Origin of the sequence: Bradyrhizobium sp. WSM1417, assembly GCF_000515415.1 — a bacterium.
Lineage (GTDB): Bacteria > Pseudomonadota > Alphaproteobacteria > Rhizobiales > Xanthobacteraceae > Bradyrhizobium.
Genome location: NZ_KI911783.1, coordinates 1,193,242 through 1,212,752, shown reverse-complemented (window position 1 = coordinate 1,212,752; position 19,511 = coordinate 1,193,242). Strand labels below are relative to the sequence as shown.

Annotated in this window: 20 protein-coding genes; 16 read left to right on the top strand and 4 right to left on the bottom strand. The window is 64.8% G+C overall.

The features are described 5' to 3' along the window. The first annotated feature begins 165 nt into the window (after positions 1-165). The 3 genes from rplU to BRA1417_RS0105905 all read left to right on the top strand — a co-directional run bounded on the left by rplU (position 166) and on the right by BRA1417_RS0105905 (position 1,675). Positions 166-558 (top strand): 50S ribosomal protein L21, encoded by a 393-nt coding sequence (gene rplU / locus BRA1417_RS0105915; protein WP_007604396.1) that lies wholly within the window; start codon positions 166-168, stop codon positions 556-558. Between the two features lie 97 nt (positions 559-655). Continuing rightward, entirely contained in the window at positions 656-925 is a 270-nt protein-coding gene (gene rpmA / locus BRA1417_RS0105910) for a 50S ribosomal protein L27 (protein ID WP_007598923.1), read from the top strand. A gap of 156 nt (positions 926-1,081) precedes the next feature. Then, positions 1,082-1,675, top strand: a complete 594-nt coding sequence (locus BRA1417_RS0105905; RefSeq protein ID WP_027515029.1) for a GNAT family N-acetyltransferase — start codon at positions 1,082-1,084, stop codon at positions 1,673-1,675. 146 nt (positions 1,676-1,821) lie between these two features. On the opposite strand, the gene BRA1417_RS0105900 is transcribed toward BRA1417_RS0105905, so the two are convergent. Continuing rightward, positions 1,822-2,736, bottom strand: coding sequence for a DMT family transporter (locus BRA1417_RS0105900; protein WP_027515028.1), 915 nt, complete (start codon positions 2,734-2,736; stop codon positions 1,822-1,824). A 130-nt stretch (positions 2,737-2,866) separates the two neighbouring features. On the opposite strand from BRA1417_RS0105900, the gene BRA1417_RS0105895 reads away from it, so the two are divergent. The 3 genes from BRA1417_RS0105895 (at position 2,867) to BRA1417_RS0105885 (ending at position 6,366) form a co-directional block, all read left to right on the top strand. Continuing rightward, positions 2,867-3,346, top strand: coding sequence for a MaoC family dehydratase (locus tag BRA1417_RS0105895; protein ID WP_027515027.1), 480 nt, complete (start codon positions 2,867-2,869; stop codon positions 3,344-3,346). Positions 3,347-3,448: 102 nt separating this feature from the next. After that, positions 3,449-4,489 carry a GTPase ObgE gene (obgE, locus tag BRA1417_RS0105890; protein WP_027515026.1) on the top strand — a complete coding sequence of 347 codons (1,041 nt, stop codon included), beginning with the start codon at positions 3,449-3,451 and terminating at the stop codon, positions 4,487-4,489. A gap of 242 nt (positions 4,490-4,731) precedes the next feature. Beyond that, positions 4,732-6,366, top strand: coding sequence for an alkaline phosphatase family protein (locus BRA1417_RS0105885; RefSeq protein ID WP_027515025.1), 1,635 nt, complete (start codon positions 4,732-4,734; stop codon positions 6,364-6,366). A gap of 161 nt (positions 6,367-6,527) precedes the next feature. Here the strand turns inward: BRA1417_RS0105885 and BRA1417_RS0105880 are convergent, their stop codons facing one another. After that, on the bottom strand, positions 6,528-7,493 hold the full coding sequence (locus BRA1417_RS0105880) for a Bug family tripartite tricarboxylate transporter substrate binding protein (protein ID WP_027515024.1): 966 nt from the start codon (positions 7,491-7,493) through the stop codon (positions 6,528-6,530). A gap of 165 nt (positions 7,494-7,658) precedes the next feature. On the opposite strand from BRA1417_RS0105880, the gene proB reads away from it, so the two are divergent. The 10 genes from proB to BRA1417_RS0105830 all read left to right on the top strand — a co-directional run bounded on the left by proB (position 7,659) and on the right by BRA1417_RS0105830 (position 17,341). Beyond that, the gene (gene proB / locus BRA1417_RS0105875; RefSeq protein WP_027515023.1) at positions 7,659-8,780 is read left to right on the top strand and encodes a glutamate 5-kinase; all 1,122 of its coding nucleotides are present in this window, start codon (positions 7,659-7,661) and stop codon (positions 8,778-8,780) included. Between the two features lie 187 nt (positions 8,781-8,967). Continuing rightward, entirely contained in the window at positions 8,968-10,263 is a 1,296-nt protein-coding gene (locus tag BRA1417_RS0105870; protein WP_027515022.1) for a glutamate-5-semialdehyde dehydrogenase, read from the top strand. Between the two features lie 20 nt (positions 10,264-10,283). Continuing rightward, entirely contained in the window at positions 10,284-10,928 is a 645-nt protein-coding gene (locus BRA1417_RS0105865) for a nicotinate-nucleotide adenylyltransferase (RefSeq protein WP_027515021.1), read from the top strand. Between the two features lie 237 nt (positions 10,929-11,165). Further along, the gene (rsfS, locus tag BRA1417_RS0105860; RefSeq protein ID WP_027515020.1) at positions 11,166-11,522 is read left to right on the top strand and encodes a ribosome silencing factor; all 357 of its coding nucleotides are present in this window, start codon (positions 11,166-11,168) and stop codon (positions 11,520-11,522) included. A gap of 97 nt (positions 11,523-11,619) precedes the next feature. After that, positions 11,620-12,102 carry a 23S rRNA (pseudouridine(1915)-N(3))-methyltransferase RlmH gene (gene rlmH / locus BRA1417_RS0105855; RefSeq protein ID WP_027515019.1) on the top strand — a complete coding sequence of 161 codons (483 nt, stop codon included), beginning with the start codon at positions 11,620-11,622 and terminating at the stop codon, positions 12,100-12,102. A 33-nt stretch (positions 12,103-12,135) separates the two neighbouring features. Next, entirely contained in the window at positions 12,136-13,467 is a 1,332-nt protein-coding gene (locus tag BRA1417_RS0105850; RefSeq protein WP_027515018.1) for a murein hydrolase activator EnvC, read from the top strand. Beyond that, on the top strand, positions 13,464-14,822 hold the full coding sequence (locus BRA1417_RS0105845; protein ID WP_027515017.1) for a S41 family peptidase: 1,359 nt from the start codon (positions 13,464-13,466) through the stop codon (positions 14,820-14,822). Before BRA1417_RS0105850 ends, BRA1417_RS0105845 begins: the two co-directional genes overlap by 4 nt. A gap of 143 nt (positions 14,823-14,965) precedes the next feature. Next, positions 14,966-16,198, top strand: a complete 1,233-nt coding sequence (locus BRA1417_RS0105840) for a divergent polysaccharide deacetylase family protein (RefSeq protein ID WP_027515016.1) — start codon at positions 14,966-14,968, stop codon at positions 16,196-16,198. A gap of 75 nt (positions 16,199-16,273) precedes the next feature. Continuing rightward, positions 16,274-16,777: an RNA pyrophosphohydrolase gene (locus BRA1417_RS0105835; RefSeq protein ID WP_018459848.1), complete on the top strand. Its 504-nt coding sequence runs from the start codon at positions 16,274-16,276 to the stop codon at positions 16,775-16,777. A 63-nt stretch (positions 16,778-16,840) separates the two neighbouring features. Further along, the gene (locus BRA1417_RS0105830) at positions 16,841-17,341 is read left to right on the top strand and encodes an RNA pyrophosphohydrolase (RefSeq protein ID WP_027515015.1); all 501 of its coding nucleotides are present in this window, start codon (positions 16,841-16,843) and stop codon (positions 17,339-17,341) included. A 193-nt stretch (positions 17,342-17,534) separates the two neighbouring features. Here BRA1417_RS0105830 and BRA1417_RS0105825 read toward each other — a convergent pair whose 3' ends face one another. Next, positions 17,535-17,942: a F0F1 ATP synthase subunit epsilon gene (locus tag BRA1417_RS0105825; RefSeq protein WP_027515014.1), complete on the bottom strand. Its 408-nt coding sequence runs from the start codon at positions 17,940-17,942 to the stop codon at positions 17,535-17,537. Positions 17,943-18,028: 86 nt separating this feature from the next. Next, a complete protein-coding gene (gene atpD, locus BRA1417_RS0105820; RefSeq protein ID WP_027515013.1) occupies positions 18,029-19,471 on the bottom strand; it encodes a F0F1 ATP synthase subunit beta in 1,443 nt (480 codons plus the stop codon). Between the last annotated feature and the right edge of the window lie 40 nt (positions 19,472-19,511).

Below are 19,511 nucleotides of genomic sequence, written 5' to 3'. Positions count from 1 at the left end.
TCCCGCAACCGGCGCGGGGCGTTTCTCGCGCCGCTTGTTTTTGCGTGGGTTTTCAAAGGGATAACTCCCGCCCGCACAAAACTCGCATAAACCCATAGCGACTGACAAAAAGCCGGCCCCGACACTATGTCGCGAGGCCGGGAATGAACACGAAGGAAAACAACGATGTTCGCAGTCATCAAAACCGGCGGCCGGCAGTACCGCGTCGTTCCGGATGATGTCCTGGAAGTAGGCAAGATCGAAGGCGAAGTCGGCTCGATCGTGCAGCTCAATGAAGTTCTCCTGGTCGGCGGCGACACGCCGATCCTGGGTCTGCCCACGGTCGCCGGCGCCTCCGTCGCGGTCGAGGTGCTCGACCACAAGCGCGGTCCCAAGGTCATCGCGTTCAAGAAGCGCCGCCGCAAGAACTCGCGCCGCAAGCGCGGCTATCGCGACGAGATCACCGTGCTGCGCATCTCGGAGATCCTGACGGACGGCGCCAAGCCCACCAAGGGGCCGCGTCCGAAGCGGGAGAAGGTCGCCAAGCCGGAGACCACGACCGAAGAGGCCGCCGCATAATTTGATCACGCATCATCACGAAGTGATGCGTGAGAAATTGTGAAATGATTCCGTCAAGGAATTGATCTAGAAATACTCAGGATTTCGGAGACGAGCCATGGCTCACAAAAAAGCAGGCGGTTCATCGCGCAACGGTCGCGATTCCAAGGGCAAGCGCCTCGGTATCAAGGCGTTCGGCGGGGAAGTTGTGATTCCCGGCAACATCATTGCGCGTCAGCGCGGCACCACCTGGCATCCCGGCCTTAATGTCGGCATGGGCACGGACCACACCTTGTTCGCCAAGGTTGAGGGCCGCGTAACGTTCCAGGCCAAAGCCAACGGCCGCACCTTCATCTCGGTGCTCCCGCTCGCAGAGGCGGCTGAATAGACGGTGGATCAAATTTGGAGTCCGCCGGGTCCCAGACCGAACCGGCGGAGTCCTTGAGATCATAAGAGATCGAAGGCTCCAGGGGAGGCGGGAAACCGGCCTCCCCTTTCGTTTGCGTGCTCACTTTTCACTTGAGTGACTTCGACGGAGCCGGACATGTTGCAGGATTTTTCGAGCGTGACCTTGCGGGAGGCGAGACCCAGCGTCGTCGCCACCGAGCGGCTGACGTTGCGGCGGCCGACCCTCGCCGACGTCAGGACCATCGCCCTCCTCGCCAACGATCCTCGCGTTGCCGAAAACACGAGGCGCCTCCCGCATCCCTATTCGCAGGACGACGCCGTCGCCTTCATCCGCGCCACCGCCGCGCCCGGCGGCGAGACGGTGTTCCTGATCGAGCATGACAGCGGCCCCATCGGCATGGTCGGCATCGACCGCTCGACGCCCGGCAATGCCGAGCTCGGCTATTGGCTCGGCGTCGCGCATTGGGGCCGGGGCTTTGCCACCGAGGCCGCGCGCGGCGCGATCGACTTCTTCTTCGAGGAGTTCGAGGACGATCATCTCTATGCAGGCGCGCGCGTCACCAACCCGGCCTCGCGCAACGTGCTGGAGAAGTGCGGCTTCCAGTGGAGCGGCGTCCAGCTGCATCGCTTCCTGGCGCTGGGCTCGTCGACGCCGGTCGACTGCTTTCGCCTGTCGCGCGGTGTGTGGGCGTCGCTGAAGAGCTGGAGCAGTGCGCGAAGGGTGAGGTAGGCCCAACTCTTACCGCGAGTCGTCCCGGCGAAGGCCGGGACCCATAACCACGACTGTTCGTGACGCAAAGACTCCCACTCCGAGTCTTCGCAAAACTGCACCCTGTGGGTATGGGTCCCGGCCTTCGCCGGGACGACAGCGGAATATTACGCCGGCGGATTCACATCCACCTCCCCGCGCCCGAGATCGCGCTCACGCAAGTAAATATAGAACCCGGCGCCGATGATGATGGCGGCGCCGACGATGGTGGCGATTTCGGGCACGTCGCCGAACACGACGAAGCCGAAGATCACCGCCCAGACGATCATCGAATATTGATAAGGCACGACGACGCTGGCCGGCGCGAGCTTGAGCGAGCGGTTGACGCAGAACAGCGCGGTGACCGAGACGCATCCCGCCAGCGCGAAGATCACGAGGCTGCCCGGTGTCGGCGGCACCCAGTGGAATGCCGACAGCACCGCACCCAGCAAGAACGTGCCGACGAATTGCGACGACGCCATCACGATGTCGGGCGTCTTGCGCAGGCTGCGCGTGATCAGCATCAGCGTTGCAAAGGAAAGACTGCCGCCCAGCGCGATCAGCGCCGGCAGGCTCACCGTCTGTGCCGAGGGCCGCAGCGCGATCAGGACGCCGCAGAAGCCGATCAGGATCGCGGTCCAGCGCCGCCAGCCGACTTTCTCGCCGAGAAAGATCGCCGACATCGCGGTGACGAAGATCGGGCCTGCGAGATAATAGGTGATGACGTCGGCGAGCGGCAGGTAGACCGTCGCCAGGAAGAAGGCCGCCACTTCCAGCGTCGACAATACGACGCGAAAGAGCTGGAGGCCCGGCCGCTCCAGCTGCAGGAACTGGTGACGCTGCCGCCAGACCAGCGGCGACAGCAGCAGCAGCGCCGCGCAGGCGCGCAGGAACAGCAGCTGCCCCACAGAATAAGTCCCGACCAGGAACTTGCCCATGGCATCGCCGAACGAGAACATGAAGATCGACAACACCATGAGCGCAATCCCGGCCAGCCGCGCCGAGCGTTCGTCATAGGCCGAGAGATTTTTGAAAAGGGGCATTGAGCGCCGTTGTAATGACGCAGGCCGTCGGGACAAGCCCGCGTTGGACGAATTGAACGGATTGTCGCAGTCTTCGCGTCGCGTAGCGATGGGCGCCACGCGAACAAAAGAGCCAGGAAAGAGCTTAGCCATGACCGACTTCGACCCGGCCCGTCATCGCATGATCCCGGCGCAACGCTGGTTTGAGGATTTCGTGGTCGGCGAGCGCTTCGTGCTGCCGAGCCGCACGCAGACGACGGCGGTGTTCGCGGCATTCCAGACCGCGAGCGGCGACACTCATCCGGTGCATTACGACGTGGAGTATTGCCGCAGCCGCGGCATGCCGCATCTGCTCGCCCACGGTTTCCAGACCTTGATCCACACCGCACCCGGCGCGGGCCTGTTTCCGTTCATGGTCGAGGACTCCCTGGTCGGCTTCCTCGAGCAATCCAGCCGGTTCCTCACACCGGTGTTCGCCGACGACACAATCTATCCCGCGCTCGAGGTCATTGAGCTGGTGCCGGGACGCTCGACCGGCACGGTGACGCTCAAAAGCACCGTGTTCAACCAGCGCAAGGAGCTGGTGCTGGAGGGCACGCAGAAATTCCTGATCCGGCGCCGGCCCAACTAACGTCGTTCCCGGGGTTAAGCACGCCCCAAAATCGCGGAAATTCGGCCGATTTGCGGGTCTATCCGGGTTGCCGCGCGGGACCGGCTGGCCTACCTATGGCCCATGAAATTCCTAGACGAAGCAAAGGTCTATATCCGCTCCGGTGACGGCGGAAACGGCTGCGTGGCGTTCCGCCGCGAAAAATTCATCGAATTCGGCGGCCCCTCCGGCGGCAATGGCGGCCGCGGCGGCAATGTCATCATCGAGGTCGCCGACGGGCTGAACACGCTGATCGACTATCGCTACCAGCAGCACTTCAAGGCCCAGAAGGGCGAGAACGGCTCGGGCTCGGACCGCCATGGCGCCAACGGCAAGTCGATCGTGCTGAAGGTGCCCCTGGGCACGCAGATCTTCGACGAAGATCGCGAGACCATGATCCACGATTTCACCACGGTCGGCGAAAAATTCGTGCTGGCCGAAGGCGGCAATGGCGGCTTCGGCAACGCGCATTTCAAGACCTCGACCAACCGCGCGCCGCGCAATGCCAATCCCGGCCAGCCCGGCGAGGAGCGCTGGATCTGGCTGCGGCTGAAGCTGATCGCGGATGCCGGTCTCGTCGGCCTGCCCAATGCCGGCAAATCGACCTTCCTCGCCAAGGTCAGCGCGGCCAAGCCCAAGATCGCCGACTATCCCTTCACCACGCTGCATCCGCAGCTCGGTGTCGTGAATGCCGACGGCCGCGAATTCGTGCTGGCCGACATCCCCGGCCTGATCGAAGGCGCGCATGAAGGCGTCGGCCTCGGCGACCGCTTCCTTGCCCATGTCGAGCGTTGCCGCGTGCTGCTGCATCTCATCGATGCCACCTGCGAGCATGCCGGCAAGGCCTACAAGACCGTGCGAACGGAGCTGGACGCCTATGCCGGACAGCTCACCGACAAGATCGAGATCGTGGCGCTGAACAAGATCGACGCAGTCGAGCCGGACGAGCTGAAGAAGCAGAAGGAGCGGCTGAAGCGCGCCGCCAAGAAGACGCCGCTGCTGCTCTCCGCCGCCACCGGCGACGGCGTGCAGGAAGCGCTGCGCGCATTGGCGGATGTGATCGGCGAGAGCCCGGTGTCTGCGAAAGCGAAGAGCGCGGCCGAAGCGGAGCCGTGGTCGGTTTGATCGCTCTCCCCACGGTCGTCCCGGCGAAGGCCGGGACCCATACCGCGTGATCTGTCGGTTGGGGATGGTCTTAGTACCGAACTACTAGTCTTCGCCAAACTACTCCCTGTGGCTATGGGTCCCGGCCTTCGCCGGGACGACGCTGGAATGTGCAGCCACGACCTCGCGCGTCGCTCGCAATGTTGCCTTCGCGCCATTGATGGCGCAGCATCCGGCAGATCGAAATGCCGGAGTGAGAAAGTATGGCGCGCGCGAAGAACGTTCTCTGGATCATGTGCGACCAGCTTCGCTACGACTATCTCGGCTGCACCGGCCATCCCCGGCTTAAGACACCGAACATCGACGCCATGGCGAAGCGCGGCGTGCTGTTCAGCAAAGCCTATGTGCAGTCGCCGATCTGCGGTCCCTCGCGGATGTCGTTCTACACCGGGCGCTACATGCGCTCGCACGGCTCGCACTGGAACGGCTGGCCGTTGCGGATCGGCGAGCCCACCCTCGGCGACCACCTCAAGAAGCTCGGTGTGCGCAACGTGCTGGTCGGCAAGACCCACATGGCGCCCGATCTCGAAGGCATGAAGGCGCTCGGCATCCCGCCGGAATCGATGATCGGCGTGCACGTCGCCGAATGCGGGTTCGAGCCCTATGAGCGTGACGACGGCCTGCATCCCACGGGGCGGCCGCGTCCGAAATACGACGAATATCTGCGTCAGCAGGGGTTTGATGCGCCCAATCCCTGGGAGCATTGGGCCAATTCAGGTGCGGCCGAGGACGGCTCCCTGCAAAACGGCTGGCTGCTCGTGCATGCCGACAAGGCCGCGCGCGTGCCGGACGAGCATTCCGAGACGCCTTATATGACCCGACGCGCGATGGACTTCATCGGCGAGGCCGAGACCGACGGCAGGCCATGGTGCCTGCATCTGTCCTACATCAAGCCGCACTGGCCCTATATCGCGCCCGAACCCTACGCCAGCATGTATTCGACATCGGATATGATTCCGGCGATCCGCTCCGAGCGCGAGCGCCAGAATCCGCATCCGGTGTTCGGCGCCTATATGGACATGCGCTACTCCCGCAACATGGCGCGCGACGATGCCCGCGAGAAGGTGATCCCGACCTATATGGGCCTGATCACCCAGATCGACGACCAGATGGGCGTGCTGATGAAGTTTCTGGAGGAGCGCGGCCTCTCGGACACCACCATGATCGTGTTCACCTCCGATCACGGCGATTATCTCGGCGATCACTGGATGGGCGAGAAGGACCTGTTCCACGAGCAGTCGGCGAAGATCCCGCTCATCATCATCGATCCCTCGAAGGAGGCGGATGCGACGCGTGGCACGCGCAACGATGCTCTGGTCGAAGCCATCGATCTCGCGCCGACCTTCGTGGATTATTTCGGCGGCAAGGTGCCGGGCCACATCCTCGAGGGACGCTCGCTGCTGCCGCTGCTGCGCGGCGAGAGCCCGCCGGATTGGCGCAAGGTGGCGTTCTCCGAATACGACTATGTCATGCAGGACGTGCGGCTGAAGCTGAACCAGCCGATCGAACGCTGCCGCCTGTTCATGGTGTTCGACGGTCGCTGGAAATACATCCACGCCTCGGGCTTCCGCCCGATGCTGTATGACCTCGAAACCGATCCGGAAGAGTTTCTGGATCGCGGCGACGACCCTGAGTGCGCCGGCATCATCGCGCGACTGCAGGCAGAATTGTTCGACTGGGCGCTGCATCCCAACGACCACATCACGACACCGCGCGAGAAGATCGCGGCCTATGCCGACAACCAGCTCCAGGTGAAGGGCGGCATTTTGATCGGCATCTGGGATGAGGCAGAGCTGGCGTCGATCAAGGACGGGATCGCGCAGCGCGCGAAGCTGTGAGTTCTCTTCGCCTCTCCCCGCCTGCGGGGAGAGGCCGACGCGCGAAGCGCGGCGGGTGAGGGGGACTCTCCGCGAGTCCATTTCTCAGCGTCTTTGCAGAAGCATGCCCCTCACCCCGCCCTCTCCCCGTAAGAACGGGGAGAGGGAGACGAAACAGCTACTCAATTCTCGATCTTGTATCCCGTCGCCTTCACGATCGGCTGCCAGAACGCGGTGTTTGCGGCGAGCTCCTTGGTCAGACCTTCCGCGCTGCTGCCGACCGGGATCAGCCCGATTGCGGTGAGCTTTTCCTTCACCTCGGGCTTGGCGAGCGCTGCGCTTGCGGCCGCGCCGAGCTTGCTCGCGAATTCCGGCGGGCTGCCGGCGGGAAGCCACATGCCGTACCAGGCGTCGGCGACGAGATCGATGCCGCTCTCCTTCAGCGTCGGGACTTCCAGAGCAAACGGCGAACGTTCGGCGCTCGCGACCGCGATGATCTTCACGCCCTTAGCGCGATGCTGCGGCAGCGCATCCGCCAATGTGACGATGCCGAAGGAGACATGACCGCCGATGATGTCGTTGAGGATGGGCGCGCTGCCCCGATAGGGCACGCGCGTCATGGCAATGCCGAGATCCTTCTCGAGCTTGGAGCCCATGAAATGCGGGATGGTGCCGTTGCTCGGCACGCCGAACGACGCCTTGTCCGGATGCGCCTTCAGCCAGGCGACAAATCCCTTGAAATCCGCGGCATCGATCGTCGGACTGATGACGACGGCGAACTCAAACCGCGCCAGCAGCGAGACCGGGACGAAATCCTTTGCGGTATCGAAGCTCGGGGTCGTCTCCACCATCGGCAGCAGGTACATCGTCGGCCCGGTCGTCACCAGCACCATGCTGCCGTCCGGGCTTCCCCCCTTCACCGCCTTGATGCCGATCAGGCCGTCACCGCCGGTGCGGTTCTCGACCACCATCGTCCGTTGCAGCGCCGGCGCCATCTCCTGCGCGATCAGCCGGCACAGCGTGTCGCCGCCCGCTCCCGCCGCGAACGGGAAGATCATTTTCGTCAGCCCGGCCTGTGCTTGCGACCCGCCCACCTGCGCCAACAACGGCAACCCGAGGCATCCGGCGATGAAGTTGCGGCGATCCATTGGTTTCCTCTTTGAGCCCATTTTGATTGACGACAGTTAGAGCCAGACGGGCGCTCCGGACAAGCGCCGTTTACCGGGCTGCCGCCTTGCGCCGGCCATCGTCCTGCTGCAAAAGCAGGCCTTACCGGCGCCGCTCTCCAGCACATACATGCACCACATACACACATGGCCAGCCCCGAACTCAGTCAATTCCGCCGCATCGTCGTCAAGGTCGGCTCCGCGCTGCTGGTCGATTCCGACAAGGGCGAGGTGCGTGCGTCCTGGCTTGCCGCGCTCGCCGACGATATGGCCAAGCTGCATCGCGAGGGGCGTGACGTTCTCGTCGTCTCCTCCGGCTCGATCGCGCTCGGCCGCAGCCGCCTGAAATTGCCGCGCGGCCCGCTGAAGCTGGAGGAGAGCCAGGCGGCCGCTGCCGTCGGTCAGATCGCGCTGGCCCGCATCTGGTCGGAGGTGCTTGGCGCCCACGGCATCGGCGCCGGCCAGATCCTGGTGACGCTGCAGGACACCGAGGAGCGCCGCCGCTATCTCAACGCGCGCTCCACCATCGGCAAGCTGCTGGAGTGGCGCGCAATCCCCGTGATCAACGAGAACGACACGGTCGCCACCAACGAGATCCGCTACGGCGACAATGACCGTCTCGCCGCGCGCGTCGCCACCATGGCGAGCGCCGACCTGCTGGTGCTGCTGTCCGACATCGACGGGCTTTACGACGCCCCGCCGAAGAACAACCCGAACGCCAAGCTCATTCCCGTCGTCGACAGCATCTCCTCGGAGATCGAGGCTGTGGCAGGCGACGCCGAGTCCGAGCTATCGCGTGGCGGCATGCGCACCAAGGTCGAAGCCGCAAAAATCGCGACCACCGGCGGCACGCATATGCTGATCGCCTCGGGCAAGATCGAGCATCCGCTTCAGGCGGTCGCCGATGGCGGCCGCTGCACCTGGTTCCTGACGCCGGCCAATCCCATCACCTCGCGAAAGCGCTGGATCGCAGGCTCGCTGGAGCCGAAGGGCACCCTGACCATCGACGCCGGCGCGGTCGCGGCGTTGCGCGCGGGCGCCAGCCTGCTGCCGGCCGGCGTGATCAAGGTCGAGGGCCAGTTCGCCCGCGGCGACGCCGTGATCGTGCGCGGCCCCGACACCAGCGAGGTCGGCCGCGGACTGATCGCCTATGATGCCGACGATGCCGAGCGGATCAAGGGCCGCTCCTCCCCGGATGTGATGGCCATCCTCGGCATCAGCGGGAGGTCCGAGATGATCCACCGCGATGATCTGGTGATGGGCGGGTAGGCGCTAAGGCATCCGAGCAGGCGCGGGCCGAGCGTGGATGGCCGGGTCAAGCCCGGCCATAACGCCGGAGCTAGGCCATTGACCGAGCTGCCGTCTGGCACGTGAAGCCCTGCCATACCCGCCCCGCCCTTCGCAAAAGCGGGATTTCCGTGCTAGGACACTGCCTTAGCAGAAGGTTGAAACTCCCATGGCCGCCCCCCTCAAAGCCGTCGACGGCAATGCCGATCTTCAGGCGCTGATGACCGATCTCGGTACCCGTGCCCGCGCTGCCGCGCGCGTGCTGGCGCTGGCGCCGCCGGAGCAGAAGAACCGGGCACTCGAGGCCATGGAGCGGGCGATCCGCAACAACGCGGCCGCGATCCTTGCCGCCAATGCCGAGGACGTCACCGAGGCCCGCGCCTCCGGCAACGCCACCTCGTCCTTCATCGACCGCCTGACGCTGACGCCGGCGCGGGTCGAGGGCATGGCCGAGGGCATCGGCATCGTGCGCGGCATTGCCGATCCGGTCGGCATCGTCACCGAGAGCTGGCAACGGCCGAACGGCATGACCATCGAGCGCGTGCGCGTGCCGCTCGGCGTCGTCGGCGTGATTTTCGAGAGCCGGCCGAACGTTGCGGCGGACGCTGGCGTGCTGTGCCTGAAGTCGGGCAATGCCGTGATCCTGCGCGGCGGCTCCGACAGTTTCCGCTCCTGCCGCGCGATCCATGACTGCCTGGTGCAGGGCCTGCGCGAAGCGGGCCTCCCCGAGGCCGCAATCACGCGGGTGCCGACGCGCGACCGCGCGGCGGTGGGCATGATGCTGTCGGGATTGAACGGCGCCGTCGACGTGATCGTGCCGCGCGGAGGCAAGAGCCTCGTCGCACGTGTCGAGCAGGAAGCGCGCGTGCCGGTGTTCGCGCATCTCGAAGGCGTCAATCACGTCTATATCGACGGCAGCGCCGACCTCGCCATGGCGAAATCGATCGTGCTCAACGCCAAGATGCGCCGCACCGGTGTCTGCGGCGCCGCCGAGACGCTGCTGGTCGATCGCGCCGCTGCCGGCAAAAACCTGAAGCCGCTGATCGAGATGCTGATCGAGGCCGGCTGCGAAGTGCGTGGCGACGAGGCCGTGCAAAAGACCGATGCGCGCGTCAAGCCCGCGAGCGCGGACGATTGGGACACTGAATATCTCGATGCGATCATCGCAGCGAAGGTGGTGGACGGCGTCGACGGCGCGATTGCGCATATCCAGAACCACGGCTCGCATCATACCGATGCGATCGTGAGCGCCGACGAAACTACTGCGAAAAAATTCCTGAGCGAGGTCGATTCCGCGATCGTGCTGCACAACGCCTCGACGCAGTTCGCCGACGGCGGCGAGTTCGGCTTCGGTGCCGAGATCGGCATCGCCACCGGCAGATTCCATGCCCGCGGCCCGGTGGGCGCCGAGCAGCTCACGAGCTTCAAATATCGCGTTCACGGTACCGGGCAGACGCGGCCGTAGACGACGCAAGGCGCGGGGCATTGAGCAACAATTTCGTCGCGCCACGTTTCTTCGCGCAGGCCATACCGCCCCACACTTCGGGGATGCGCATCGGCCTGCTCGGCGGCTCATTCAACCCGCCGCACCAGGCCCATCGCGCGATTAGCCAGTTCGCGCTGAAACGTCTCCAGCTCGATCGGGTGTGGTGGCTGGTGACGCCAGGCAATCCGCTGAAGGAGAACGGCGCTCTGCACGAGCTCGGCGCGCGCATGCAGGCGGCGCGCGAAATGGCCGACGATCCCAGGATCGAGGTGAGCTGTCTCGAATCCGTCATTCGCACGCGCTATACCATCGATACGATCAACACCTTGCGCCGCCGCCTCTCGGGCTTGCGCTTTGTCTGGATCATGGGCGCCGACAACCTCGCTCAATTCCATCGTTGGCAGCACTGGCGGCGCATCGCCGATCAGGTGCCGATCGCGGTCATCGACCGCCCGCCACAGAGTTTTCGTGCCCTCGCCTCTCCCGCCGCCCAGGCGCTCAGGCGCTATCGGATGCCGGAGAACGAGGCGCCATTGCTTGCGGATCGGGCCGCCCCGGCTTGGGTATTCCTGACAGGTATGAAGCTGAATCTCTCGTCGACCGGCTTACGGAACCCGGACGGAAGCTGGAAAGGTACGAAGTGAGTCAGATTGTGCGTACGCGTTCGGACTTCGGGCTCTCTGGCATATTGAAACCCTTAACCCCACATGATGTAGTGTAACCAGTGAGCGCCGGATTCGGCGTTCGCGATACAGTGAAAGGAATGGTCCCTGACCACATCTGTATTGTCCAAGACAGCCTCACCCAAGACGGCTTCACCGAAGTCTGTTTTACCCAAGGTTGCCAAGCCGACGCGTAAAACATCGACCAAAGCTGCGGCCTTGAAGGCGCAACCCGACGCCGACAAGACGCTGAGCCTGATCCTCTCCCGCCTCGACGACATGAAGGCGGAAGAGACGGTCACCATCGACCTTCGCGGCAAATCGGCCTACTCCGACTACATGATCGTCACCACCGGCCGGGTGAACCGGCACGTTGGCGCGATCGCGGAGAACGTCGCCAAAGGCCTCAAGGAAAACGGCATCAAGAACATCCACGTCGAGGGCTTGCCCAATTGCGACTGGGTGCTGATCGATTCCGGCGATGTGATCGTGCACGTGTTCAGACCCGAGGTCCGCGAGTTCTACAATCTCGAAAGATTGTACACGCAGGGCCCAGGGGCGGCGAAGGCGATCTGAGAGGCTGCTGGCCGATTTCGAATCGGCTGACGCGCATGCTAGCGTCGTGCGCGCGCAGATCGCGCGCGGTCCAGAAAACGCGACCCCTGAAGATATCATGCGCATAGCCGTCATTGCGGTGGGCCGGCTGAAGCAGGGCCCCGAACGGGAGCTTGCCGAGCGCTATTTCGAGCGGTTCGACGAGGCCGGCCGCAAGCTCGGATTCCGCGAGCTCGCCGTCCACGAATTGCCCGAAAGCCGTGCGCGCGATACCGCGACGCGGATGGCCGAAGAGGCGGCGGCGATCTCCGCACATGTTCCCGAAAAATCGGTCTTGGTGGCGCTGGACGAGCGCGGCCAAAATCTGGATTCGACCGTATTCGCACGGCATCTCGGGCGCTGGCGCGACGAGGGTGCCGGTCATACTATCTTCATGATCGGAGGGGCGGACGGACTTTCGCCCGAATTGCGCCGTAAGGCCAAGCTCGCGATCGCGTTCGGCTCTGCGACCTGGCCGCATCAAATGGTCCGCGTCATGCTTCTGGAACAGCTTTATCGGGCCGCCACCATTCTCGCCGGCCACCCCTATCACCGCGCGTGACCCGCGCCACAACGAGCACCTTTGCCTAAAGCGATGCGAGCGCCTGTCCTCAACCTGCTGCTGATCGCTGGCGTTGCCGGCGCAAGCCTCGCGCAAGCTCAGACGCCTGCGCCGCAGACTGCGGCCGTCGCGCCCGATGCGATCAAGCAGCGCGAGCAGGAGCTCGAAGCCGCGCGCGCCAGCAAGAAGAGCGCGGAGGAAGCGCAGGCCAAGCTCAAGGCCGAGATCACCTCGCTCGGCCAGGACCGCACCCAGCTCAATCAACAGTTGATCGACACCGCCGCCAATGTGCGCACCGTCGAGACCAAGATCGACGAGGCCGAAGCCCGGCTGCGATCGCTGAACGGCCGCGAGCAGGCGATGCGCAGCTCGCTCGATTTACGCCGCGCCGACATCGTCGAGGTGCTGGCGGCCTTGCAGCGCGCCGGAAGGCGGACGCCGCCGGCACTTCTGGTACGGCCCGAGGATGCCCTGCAATCGCTGCGCACGGCGATGCTGCTCGGAGCCGTGGTGCCGGAATTGCGCGGCCGCGCCGAGAAGATCGCGGGCGAGCTCGGCGAGCTCGTGGCCTTGCGCAAGACCATCGCGACCGAGCGCGACCAGCTCGCCTCCGACCGCGACAAGGTGCGTAACGACCAGACCCGGCTCGCGGCTCTGGTCGACGAGCGGCAGCGCCAGCAGGCGTCGCGTGAAAAGGACCTCGACGCCGAGAATGCGCGCGCCGTCGCGCTCTCGCGACAGGTCGGCGATCTCCAGGGGCTGATCGCCAAGATGGAGCAGGATCTGCAAAGTGCCGCCAAGGCGGCCGAGAAGGCGGCTGAGGCCGCCAGGCAGGCCGAGGCCAAGGCGGCTGCAAACGCGGCCGCCAGCGCCAAGACCGGCCCGGGCGCTTTCAAGGACCGTTCCCGGACCACCCCTGCGATGGCCTTCGCCGCGGCCAAGGGCCTGCTGCCTCTTCCGGTTAACGGTAACAAGATCAGGGATTTCGGCGGTTCGGACGGGCTCGGCGGGGTCCAGAAGGGCATTTCGCTGGCGACCAGGCCCGGCTCCCAGGTCACGACGCCGTGTGATGGCTGGGTTGTCTATGCCGGCCCCTTCCGCAGCTATGGACAACTCTTGATCCTCAATGCCGGGGGCGGGTATCATGTGCTGATCGCCGGGATGGAGCGCATTTCGGTCAACATCGGTCAGTTTGTGCTCACGGGGGAGCCTGTCGCGACCATGGGGTCGACTTCTCAAGTCGCCTCCATTCTCGCCACGAACGCGAGTCAACCTGTGCTCTATGTCGAGTTCCGCAAAGACGGCACTCCAATCGATCCAGGCCCATGGTGGGCCGCAAATGAAGGCGAGAAGGTTCGCGGATGATGCGCAAGACTTCAGTTATCCTCCTCAGCGCGGCCACCGGTGCGGCGCTGACGCTGTTCGTGACGCAACCGCGCGCGGTCTTCATGGGCTCCAGCGCGCGAGCCGCCACCGCGGACACCTATCGCCAGCTCAATTTATTCGGCGACGTCTTCGAGCGCGTGCGCTCGGACTATGTCGAGAAGCCCGACGACACCAAGCTGATCGAATCCGCGATCAGCGGCATGCTCACCGGTCTCGATCCGCATTCGAGCTACATGGACGCCAAGAGCTTCCGCGACATGCAGGTGCAGACCCGCGGTGAGTTCGGCGGCCTCGGTATCGAAGTCACGATGGAAGACGGCCTGATCAAGGTGGTCTCGCCGATCGACGACACACCGGCCTCGCGCGCCGGCGTCATGGCCAACGACATCATCACCAATCTCGACGACGAAGCGGTGCAGGGTCTGACCCTGAACCAGGCGGTCGAGAAGATGCGCGGCCCCGTCAACACCAAGATCAAGCTCAAGATCATCCGCAAAGGCCAGGACAATCCGATCGACGTCACGCTGGTGCGCGACAACATCCGCGTCCGTTCGGTGCGCGCCCGCATCGAGGCCGACGACATCGCCTATATCCGCATCACCACCTTCAACGAGCAGACCACCGAAGGCCTGAAGCGCGAGGTCGCCAACCTCTCGAATCAGATCGGCGACAAGCTGAAGGGCTACGTCATCGACCTCCGCAACAACCCGGGCGGGCTGCTCGAGGAAGCGGTCACCGTCTCCGACTCCTTCCTGGAGAAGGGCGAGATCGTCTCGACCCGCGGCCGCAATGCCGAGGAGACCCAGCGCCGTACCGCGCATACCGGCGACCTCACCAAGGGCAAGCCTGTCATCGTGCTGGTCAATGGCGGCTCGGCTTCGGCGTCGGAGATCGTCGCCGGCGCGCTGCAGGACCACAAGCGTGCGACCATCGTCGGCACGCGCTCGTTCGGCAAGGGCTCGGTGCAGACCATCATTCCGCTCGGCTCCGGCAACGGCGCGCTGCGTCTGACCACGGCGCGCTACTACACGCCGTCGGGCAAGTCGATCCAGGCCAAGGGCATCGTGCCCGACATCGAAGTGCTGCAGGACGTTCCGGACGAGCTGAAGTCGCGCACCGACACCAAGGGCGAAGCATCGCTGCGCGGCCATCTCAAGAACGACGGCGACGAGAAGACCGGCTCGCAGTCCTACGTTCCGCCGGACGCCAAGGACGACAAGGCGCTCAAGCTCGCCGACGATTTGCTCCACGGCATCAAGAACAGCGCCTCCGCGGCCCCCACGCCGGGCGGCGACAACAAGGCCACGGCCGACAGGCCCAAAGCAGCGAACTAGGTCGGCGCATCGCGATCTGACGAAAGGGCGGCTCCCCGGAGCCGCCCTTTTTGCTTGGAACTCCTGCTATCCCCGGCCTATCCCGGCCTGCCGCCGCTTGACCTCGGCGTGGTATCGTCGTCTCGAGTGATTCGGGATCGCGCATGACTGAAACGGCCGATGATCTGAGCGCCCCGCTTGGACGGGACAAGCCGCGCCGGAAACGCCGGCTGCGGCTGCCGTTCACGGCCATGCAGCTGCTCGCTGTCCTGCTCGGCCTGTTCCTGGTCAGCTTTGCCGGCTTCGCCATCTTCAACAAGGATCCGCTCGGCGGCGAACCGATGACGCGGCTCGCGATCCGCGAACCCAATGCCGTAGACAAGGCCGGCGACGACAAGCCGGCCGCTTCCGGCCACGGCCAGGAAAGCAAGCAGGAGACGAAGCACGAGACCAAGGAGGCGCCGAAGCAGGCGGGCGAGCAGAAGACCGTCACCATGATCGACGGTTCCACCGGCACGCGCCACGACGTGGTGATCGGCGGCGATCCCGCCGGCAAGAGCGAGGCGGCCTCGGCCTCCGCACCGCCGCCCGTCATGGCCGGCATCGACCCAAAGCTCCTCGAGAAATCGCGCTACGGCATGATCCCCGCGATGTCCGGCGACCTCAAGCCGTTCAACGTCTATGCGGCGGATGCCGACCGCGCCAAGGCCGCCAAGATGCCGGTGGTCGCGATCCTGATCGGCGGCCTCGGCGTCGGCGCCGCCAAGACCACCGATGCCATCATGCGTCTGCCAGCGGCGGTGACGCTGGCCTTCACGCCTTATGGCTCCGATCCAGGAAAACTCGCCGAGCGAGCTCGCGCCCAGCGCCACGAGATCTTCCTCCAGATCCCGATGGAGCCCTATGACTTCCCGGACAACGATCCGGGACCGCAGACGCTGCTGACGTCGCTGAGTGCCGACCAGAACATGGACCGCCTGTACTGGCATCTGAGCCGGATGCAGGGCTATGCCGGCCTCACCAATTTCATGGGCGCCCGCTTCATCGCAACGGAGCCGGCGATGCAGCCGATCATTCGCGAGGCGGCCAGGCGCGGCCTCGGCTTCTTCGACGACGGCTCATCGCCCCGCAGCATCGCACCTCAGGCCGCCGGCAGCCTGGCGATGCCGTTCGGCAAGGGCGATATCGCGATCGACGCGGTGCCGACCCCGGCCGAGATCGATCGCGCCCTGACCAAGCTCGAAGCGGCGGCGCGCGAACGCGGCGTGGCCGTAGGCACCGCCTCCGCCCTTCCGGTCTCGATCGAGCGCATCGGCGCCTGGACCAAGACATTGGGCGACCGAGGTATCCTTTTGGTGCCATTGACAACCGCGATGCTGAAATCAAAATCCAGCTAAATCAACGGATTGGTACGGCACAGGCCCGCCGGGCCTGCTTCAGCCTTACCGACGGCATGCGAGAGGTCTGGCGGAATGGCGCGTTACGAGGATCTGCCCTACCGGACCTGCGTCGGCGTGATGTTGCTCAATAAGGACGGACTGGTGTTCATCGGCCGCCGCGCCGGTGGCATCGAGCATGTCGACGACACCCATGTCTGGCAGATGCCGCAGGGCGGCGTCGATCCCGGCGAGGACAATTGGGAGGCCGCCAAGCGCGAGCTCTATGAGGAGACCAGCGTGCGTTCGGTCGAGCGGCTCGGCGAGGTTCCGGACTGGCTCACTTACGACATTCCCCGCACGGTCGCCGGGCGCACCTGGAAGGGCCGCTACCGCGGTCAGCGCCAGAAATGGTTCGCGGTCCGCTTCACCGGCAAGGACAGCGAGATCAACGTCGAAAAGCCCGGCGGCGGCCACAAGGCCGAATTCGTGAGCTGGCGCTGGGAGCCGATGAAGAACCTGACCGGGCTGATCGTCCCGTTCAAGCGCCCGGTCTACGAGCGCGTGGTGAAGGAATTTTCCGCGCTGGCGCAGGATTAGGCCGCGTCGCCAGTCCAGGTTGATGCTAATGCACAGCCTGGAATGACGACGAGAGATCCACGCGTGAGCATTGAAAAACCCTATCGTCCCAATGTCGGAATCGCGCTGTTCAATGCCTATGGCCGCGTGCTGATCGGGCACCGCTTCAAGGGCGACGGACCCGAGATCATCCTGCCGGGCTTGGACTGGCAGATGCCGCAGGGCGGCGTCGACGAGGGCGAGGATTTGCGCGACGCCGCGCTGCGCGAGCTCTGGGAAGAGACCAGCGTCAAGAGCGCCACCTATCTCGGCGAGACCGACTGGCTGACTTACGAATTCCCGCCCTATGACGGGCCGCAAACGCATCGGCTGGCGAAATTCCGCGGCCAGCGCCAAAAATGGTTCGCGCTGCGCTTCACCGGCAAGGATGACGAGATCGATCCGCTGACGCCGCGCAACGGACAACCCGCGGAGTTCGACGCCTGGCGCTGGGAGCGGCTCGATCGTGTCCCCGACGTCGTGGTGCCGTTCCGCCGCCACGTCTACAGTGCGGTGGCGCAGCAGTTTGCGTCCTTCGCAAACTAAAAACGCGAAAAACAACTCCATGCACAGGAGCTAGCCACCACCGGCGCGATGCGCTGTGGCTGTTACAAAGAGGAAGAGATCGGCGGCAGCGCACAATCGTCGCGACGCAAAGTTTCAGCGCCCGCCACTTTCGTGACGAGCGCTGAACTTATTCAGGGATTTCAGTTTAGGCCCCGGCGCGGTGCACCGGGGCTTAGTGCATCGCCGTGCTGTTGAGCTCGTGCTGGATGCTCTTGAAGTGGTCGAGCCGTGCGATGGCCTGATCGAACTCGTCGCCCTCGTGTTCCTTCAATGCCTCTTCCATCTCCGAGACGGTCGCGGCGAACTGGGCGCGGTCGAGCTCGGCCAGCGAGGTCGCGACGTCGGCGAGCACGGTCAGTCCCTTGTCGGAAACTTCGGCGATACCGCCGAGCACGATGATCTTCTCGTGCTTGCCGCCGGTGGTCACGGTGAGAATGCCGGGCCGGATCGCGGCCACGACCGGCGCATGTCCCGCCAGCACGCCGAAGTCACCCTCGACGCCGGGGATATCGACCTGGTCGACTTCGCCCGAGAAGGCGAGCTTTTCCGGCGAGACGAGATCGAAGTGGAAGGTGGCCATTGGAAACCTGCGAATGGTGAGTAGCGAATTGCGAATGGAGCGGGAGCAGCGCGACTATTCGCTACTCCCTGCTCGCCCTTCGCAGCTTAGGCCGCCTCGGCCGCCAGCTTCTTGCCCTTCTCGATCGCCTCTTCGATGGTGCCGACCATGTAGAAGGCGGCTTCCGGCAGGTGATCATACTTGCCTTCGCAGAGGCCGCGGAAGCCCTTGATGGTGTCCGCGAGGTCGACGAACTTGCCGGGCGAGCCGGTGAAGATTTCGGCGACGTGGAACGGCTGCGACAGGAAGCGCTCGATCTTGCGGGCGCGGGCCACCGTCAGCTTGTCCTCTTCCGAAAGCTCGTCCATGCCGAGAATGGCGATGATGTCCTGCAGCGACTTGTAGCGCTGCAGCACCTGCTGGACCTGACGCGCGGTGTCGTAGTGCTCCTGGCCGACGACGAGCGGCGAGAGCATGCGCGAGGTCGAGTCGAGCGGGTCCACCGCCGGGTAGATGCCCTTTTCCGAGATCGCGCGGTTCAACACCGTGGTGGCGTCCAAATGCGCGAACGAGGTCGCGGGCGCCGGGTCGGTCAAATCGTCGGCCGGAACGTAAATGGCCTGCACCGAGGTGATCGAACCCTTCTGCGTGGTGGTGATGCGCTCCTGCAGCGCGCCCATGTCGGTGGCGAGCGTCGGCTGGTAACCCACGGCGCTCGGGATACGACCGAGCAGCGCCGACACTTCAGAACCGGCCTGGGTGAAGCGGAAGATGTTGTCCACGAAGAACAGCACGTCCTGGCCCTGGTCACGGAAGTGCTCGGCGACGGTCAGACCGGTGAGGCCGACGCGGGCGCGGGCGCCGGGCGGCTCGTTCATCTGGCCGAACACCAGCGCGCACTTCGACTTGACGCTCGGATCCGGATTGTGCGGATCGGCGTTGACCTTGGACTCGATGAACTCGTGATAGAGGTCGTTGCCCTCGCGGGTACGCTCGCCGACGCCGGCGAACACGGAATAACCACCGTGCGCCTTCGCGACGTTGTTGATCAGCTCCTGAATCAGCACGGTCTTGCCGACGCCGGCGCCGCCGAACAGGCCGATCTTGCCGCCCTTGGCGTAGGGCGCGAGCAAGTCGACGACCTTGATGCCGGTGACGAGAATCTCGGCTTCGGTCGACTGGTCGGTGTAGGTCGGCGCTTCCTGGTGGATGGCGCGCGTGCCTTCGGACTGGATCGGGCCGGCTTCGTCGATCGGCTCGCCGATCACGTTCATGATGCGGCCGAGCGTGCCCGCACCGACGGGAACCGAGATCGGCTGACCGGTGTCGGTCACTTCCTGGCCGCGGACCAGACCTTCGGTCACGTCCATCGCGATCGTGCGCACGGTGGACTCACCGAGATGCTGCGCAACTTCCAGCACGAGGCGGATGTTGCCGTTCCTGGTTTCCAACGAATTCAGAATGGCCGGCAGATGGCCTTCGAACTGAACGTCGACGACGGCGCCCATGACTTGGGTGACACGACCGACCTGGGTAGCTGCTGTAGCCATGAAGCTCTCCTTCGAAATTCTTTACTTGAACGACCGTCGT

What these genes read in the sequence shown, in the direction of transcription:
- rplU (WP_007604396.1), top strand. Translation starts at nt 166, where the DNA reads ATGTTCGCAGTCATCAAAACCGGCGGCCGGCAGTACCGCGTCGTTCCG.
- rpmA (WP_007598923.1), top strand. Translation starts at nt 656, where the DNA reads ATGGCTCACAAAAAAGCAGGCGGTTCATCGCGCAACGGTCGCGATTCC.
- BRA1417_RS0105905 (WP_027515029.1), top strand. Translation starts at nt 1,082, where the DNA reads ATGTTGCAGGATTTTTCGAGCGTGACCTTGCGGGAGGCGAGACCCAGC.
- BRA1417_RS0105900 (WP_027515028.1), bottom strand. Translation starts at nt 2,736, where the DNA reads ATGCCCCTTTTCAAAAATCTCTCGGCCTATGACGAACGCTCGGCGCGG.
- BRA1417_RS0105895 (WP_027515027.1), top strand. Translation starts at nt 2,867, where the DNA reads ATGACCGACTTCGACCCGGCCCGTCATCGCATGATCCCGGCGCAACGC.
- obgE (WP_027515026.1), top strand. Translation starts at nt 3,449, where the DNA reads ATGAAATTCCTAGACGAAGCAAAGGTCTATATCCGCTCCGGTGACGGC.
- BRA1417_RS0105885 (WP_027515025.1), top strand. Translation starts at nt 4,732, where the DNA reads ATGGCGCGCGCGAAGAACGTTCTCTGGATCATGTGCGACCAGCTTCGC.
- BRA1417_RS0105880 (WP_027515024.1), bottom strand. Translation starts at nt 7,493, where the DNA reads ATGGATCGCCGCAACTTCATCGCCGGATGCCTCGGGTTGCCGTTGTTG.
- proB (WP_027515023.1), top strand. Translation starts at nt 7,659, where the DNA reads ATGGCCAGCCCCGAACTCAGTCAATTCCGCCGCATCGTCGTCAAGGTC.
- BRA1417_RS0105870 (WP_027515022.1), top strand. Translation starts at nt 8,968, where the DNA reads ATGGCCGCCCCCCTCAAAGCCGTCGACGGCAATGCCGATCTTCAGGCG.
- rlmH (WP_027515019.1), top strand. Translation starts at nt 11,620, where the DNA reads ATGCGCATAGCCGTCATTGCGGTGGGCCGGCTGAAGCAGGGCCCCGAA.
- BRA1417_RS0105850 (WP_027515018.1), top strand. Translation starts at nt 12,136, where the DNA reads ATGCGAGCGCCTGTCCTCAACCTGCTGCTGATCGCTGGCGTTGCCGGC.
- BRA1417_RS0105845 (WP_027515017.1), top strand. Translation starts at nt 13,464, where the DNA reads ATGATGCGCAAGACTTCAGTTATCCTCCTCAGCGCGGCCACCGGTGCG.
- BRA1417_RS0105840 (WP_027515016.1), top strand. Translation starts at nt 14,966, where the DNA reads ATGACTGAAACGGCCGATGATCTGAGCGCCCCGCTTGGACGGGACAAG.
- BRA1417_RS0105835 (WP_018459848.1), top strand. Translation starts at nt 16,274, where the DNA reads ATGGCGCGTTACGAGGATCTGCCCTACCGGACCTGCGTCGGCGTGATG.
- BRA1417_RS0105825 (WP_027515014.1), bottom strand. Translation starts at nt 17,942, where the DNA reads ATGGCCACCTTCCACTTCGATCTCGTCTCGCCGGAAAAGCTCGCCTTC.
- atpD (WP_027515013.1), bottom strand. Translation starts at nt 19,471, where the DNA reads ATGGCTACAGCAGCTACCCAGGTCGGTCGTGTCACCCAAGTCATGGGC.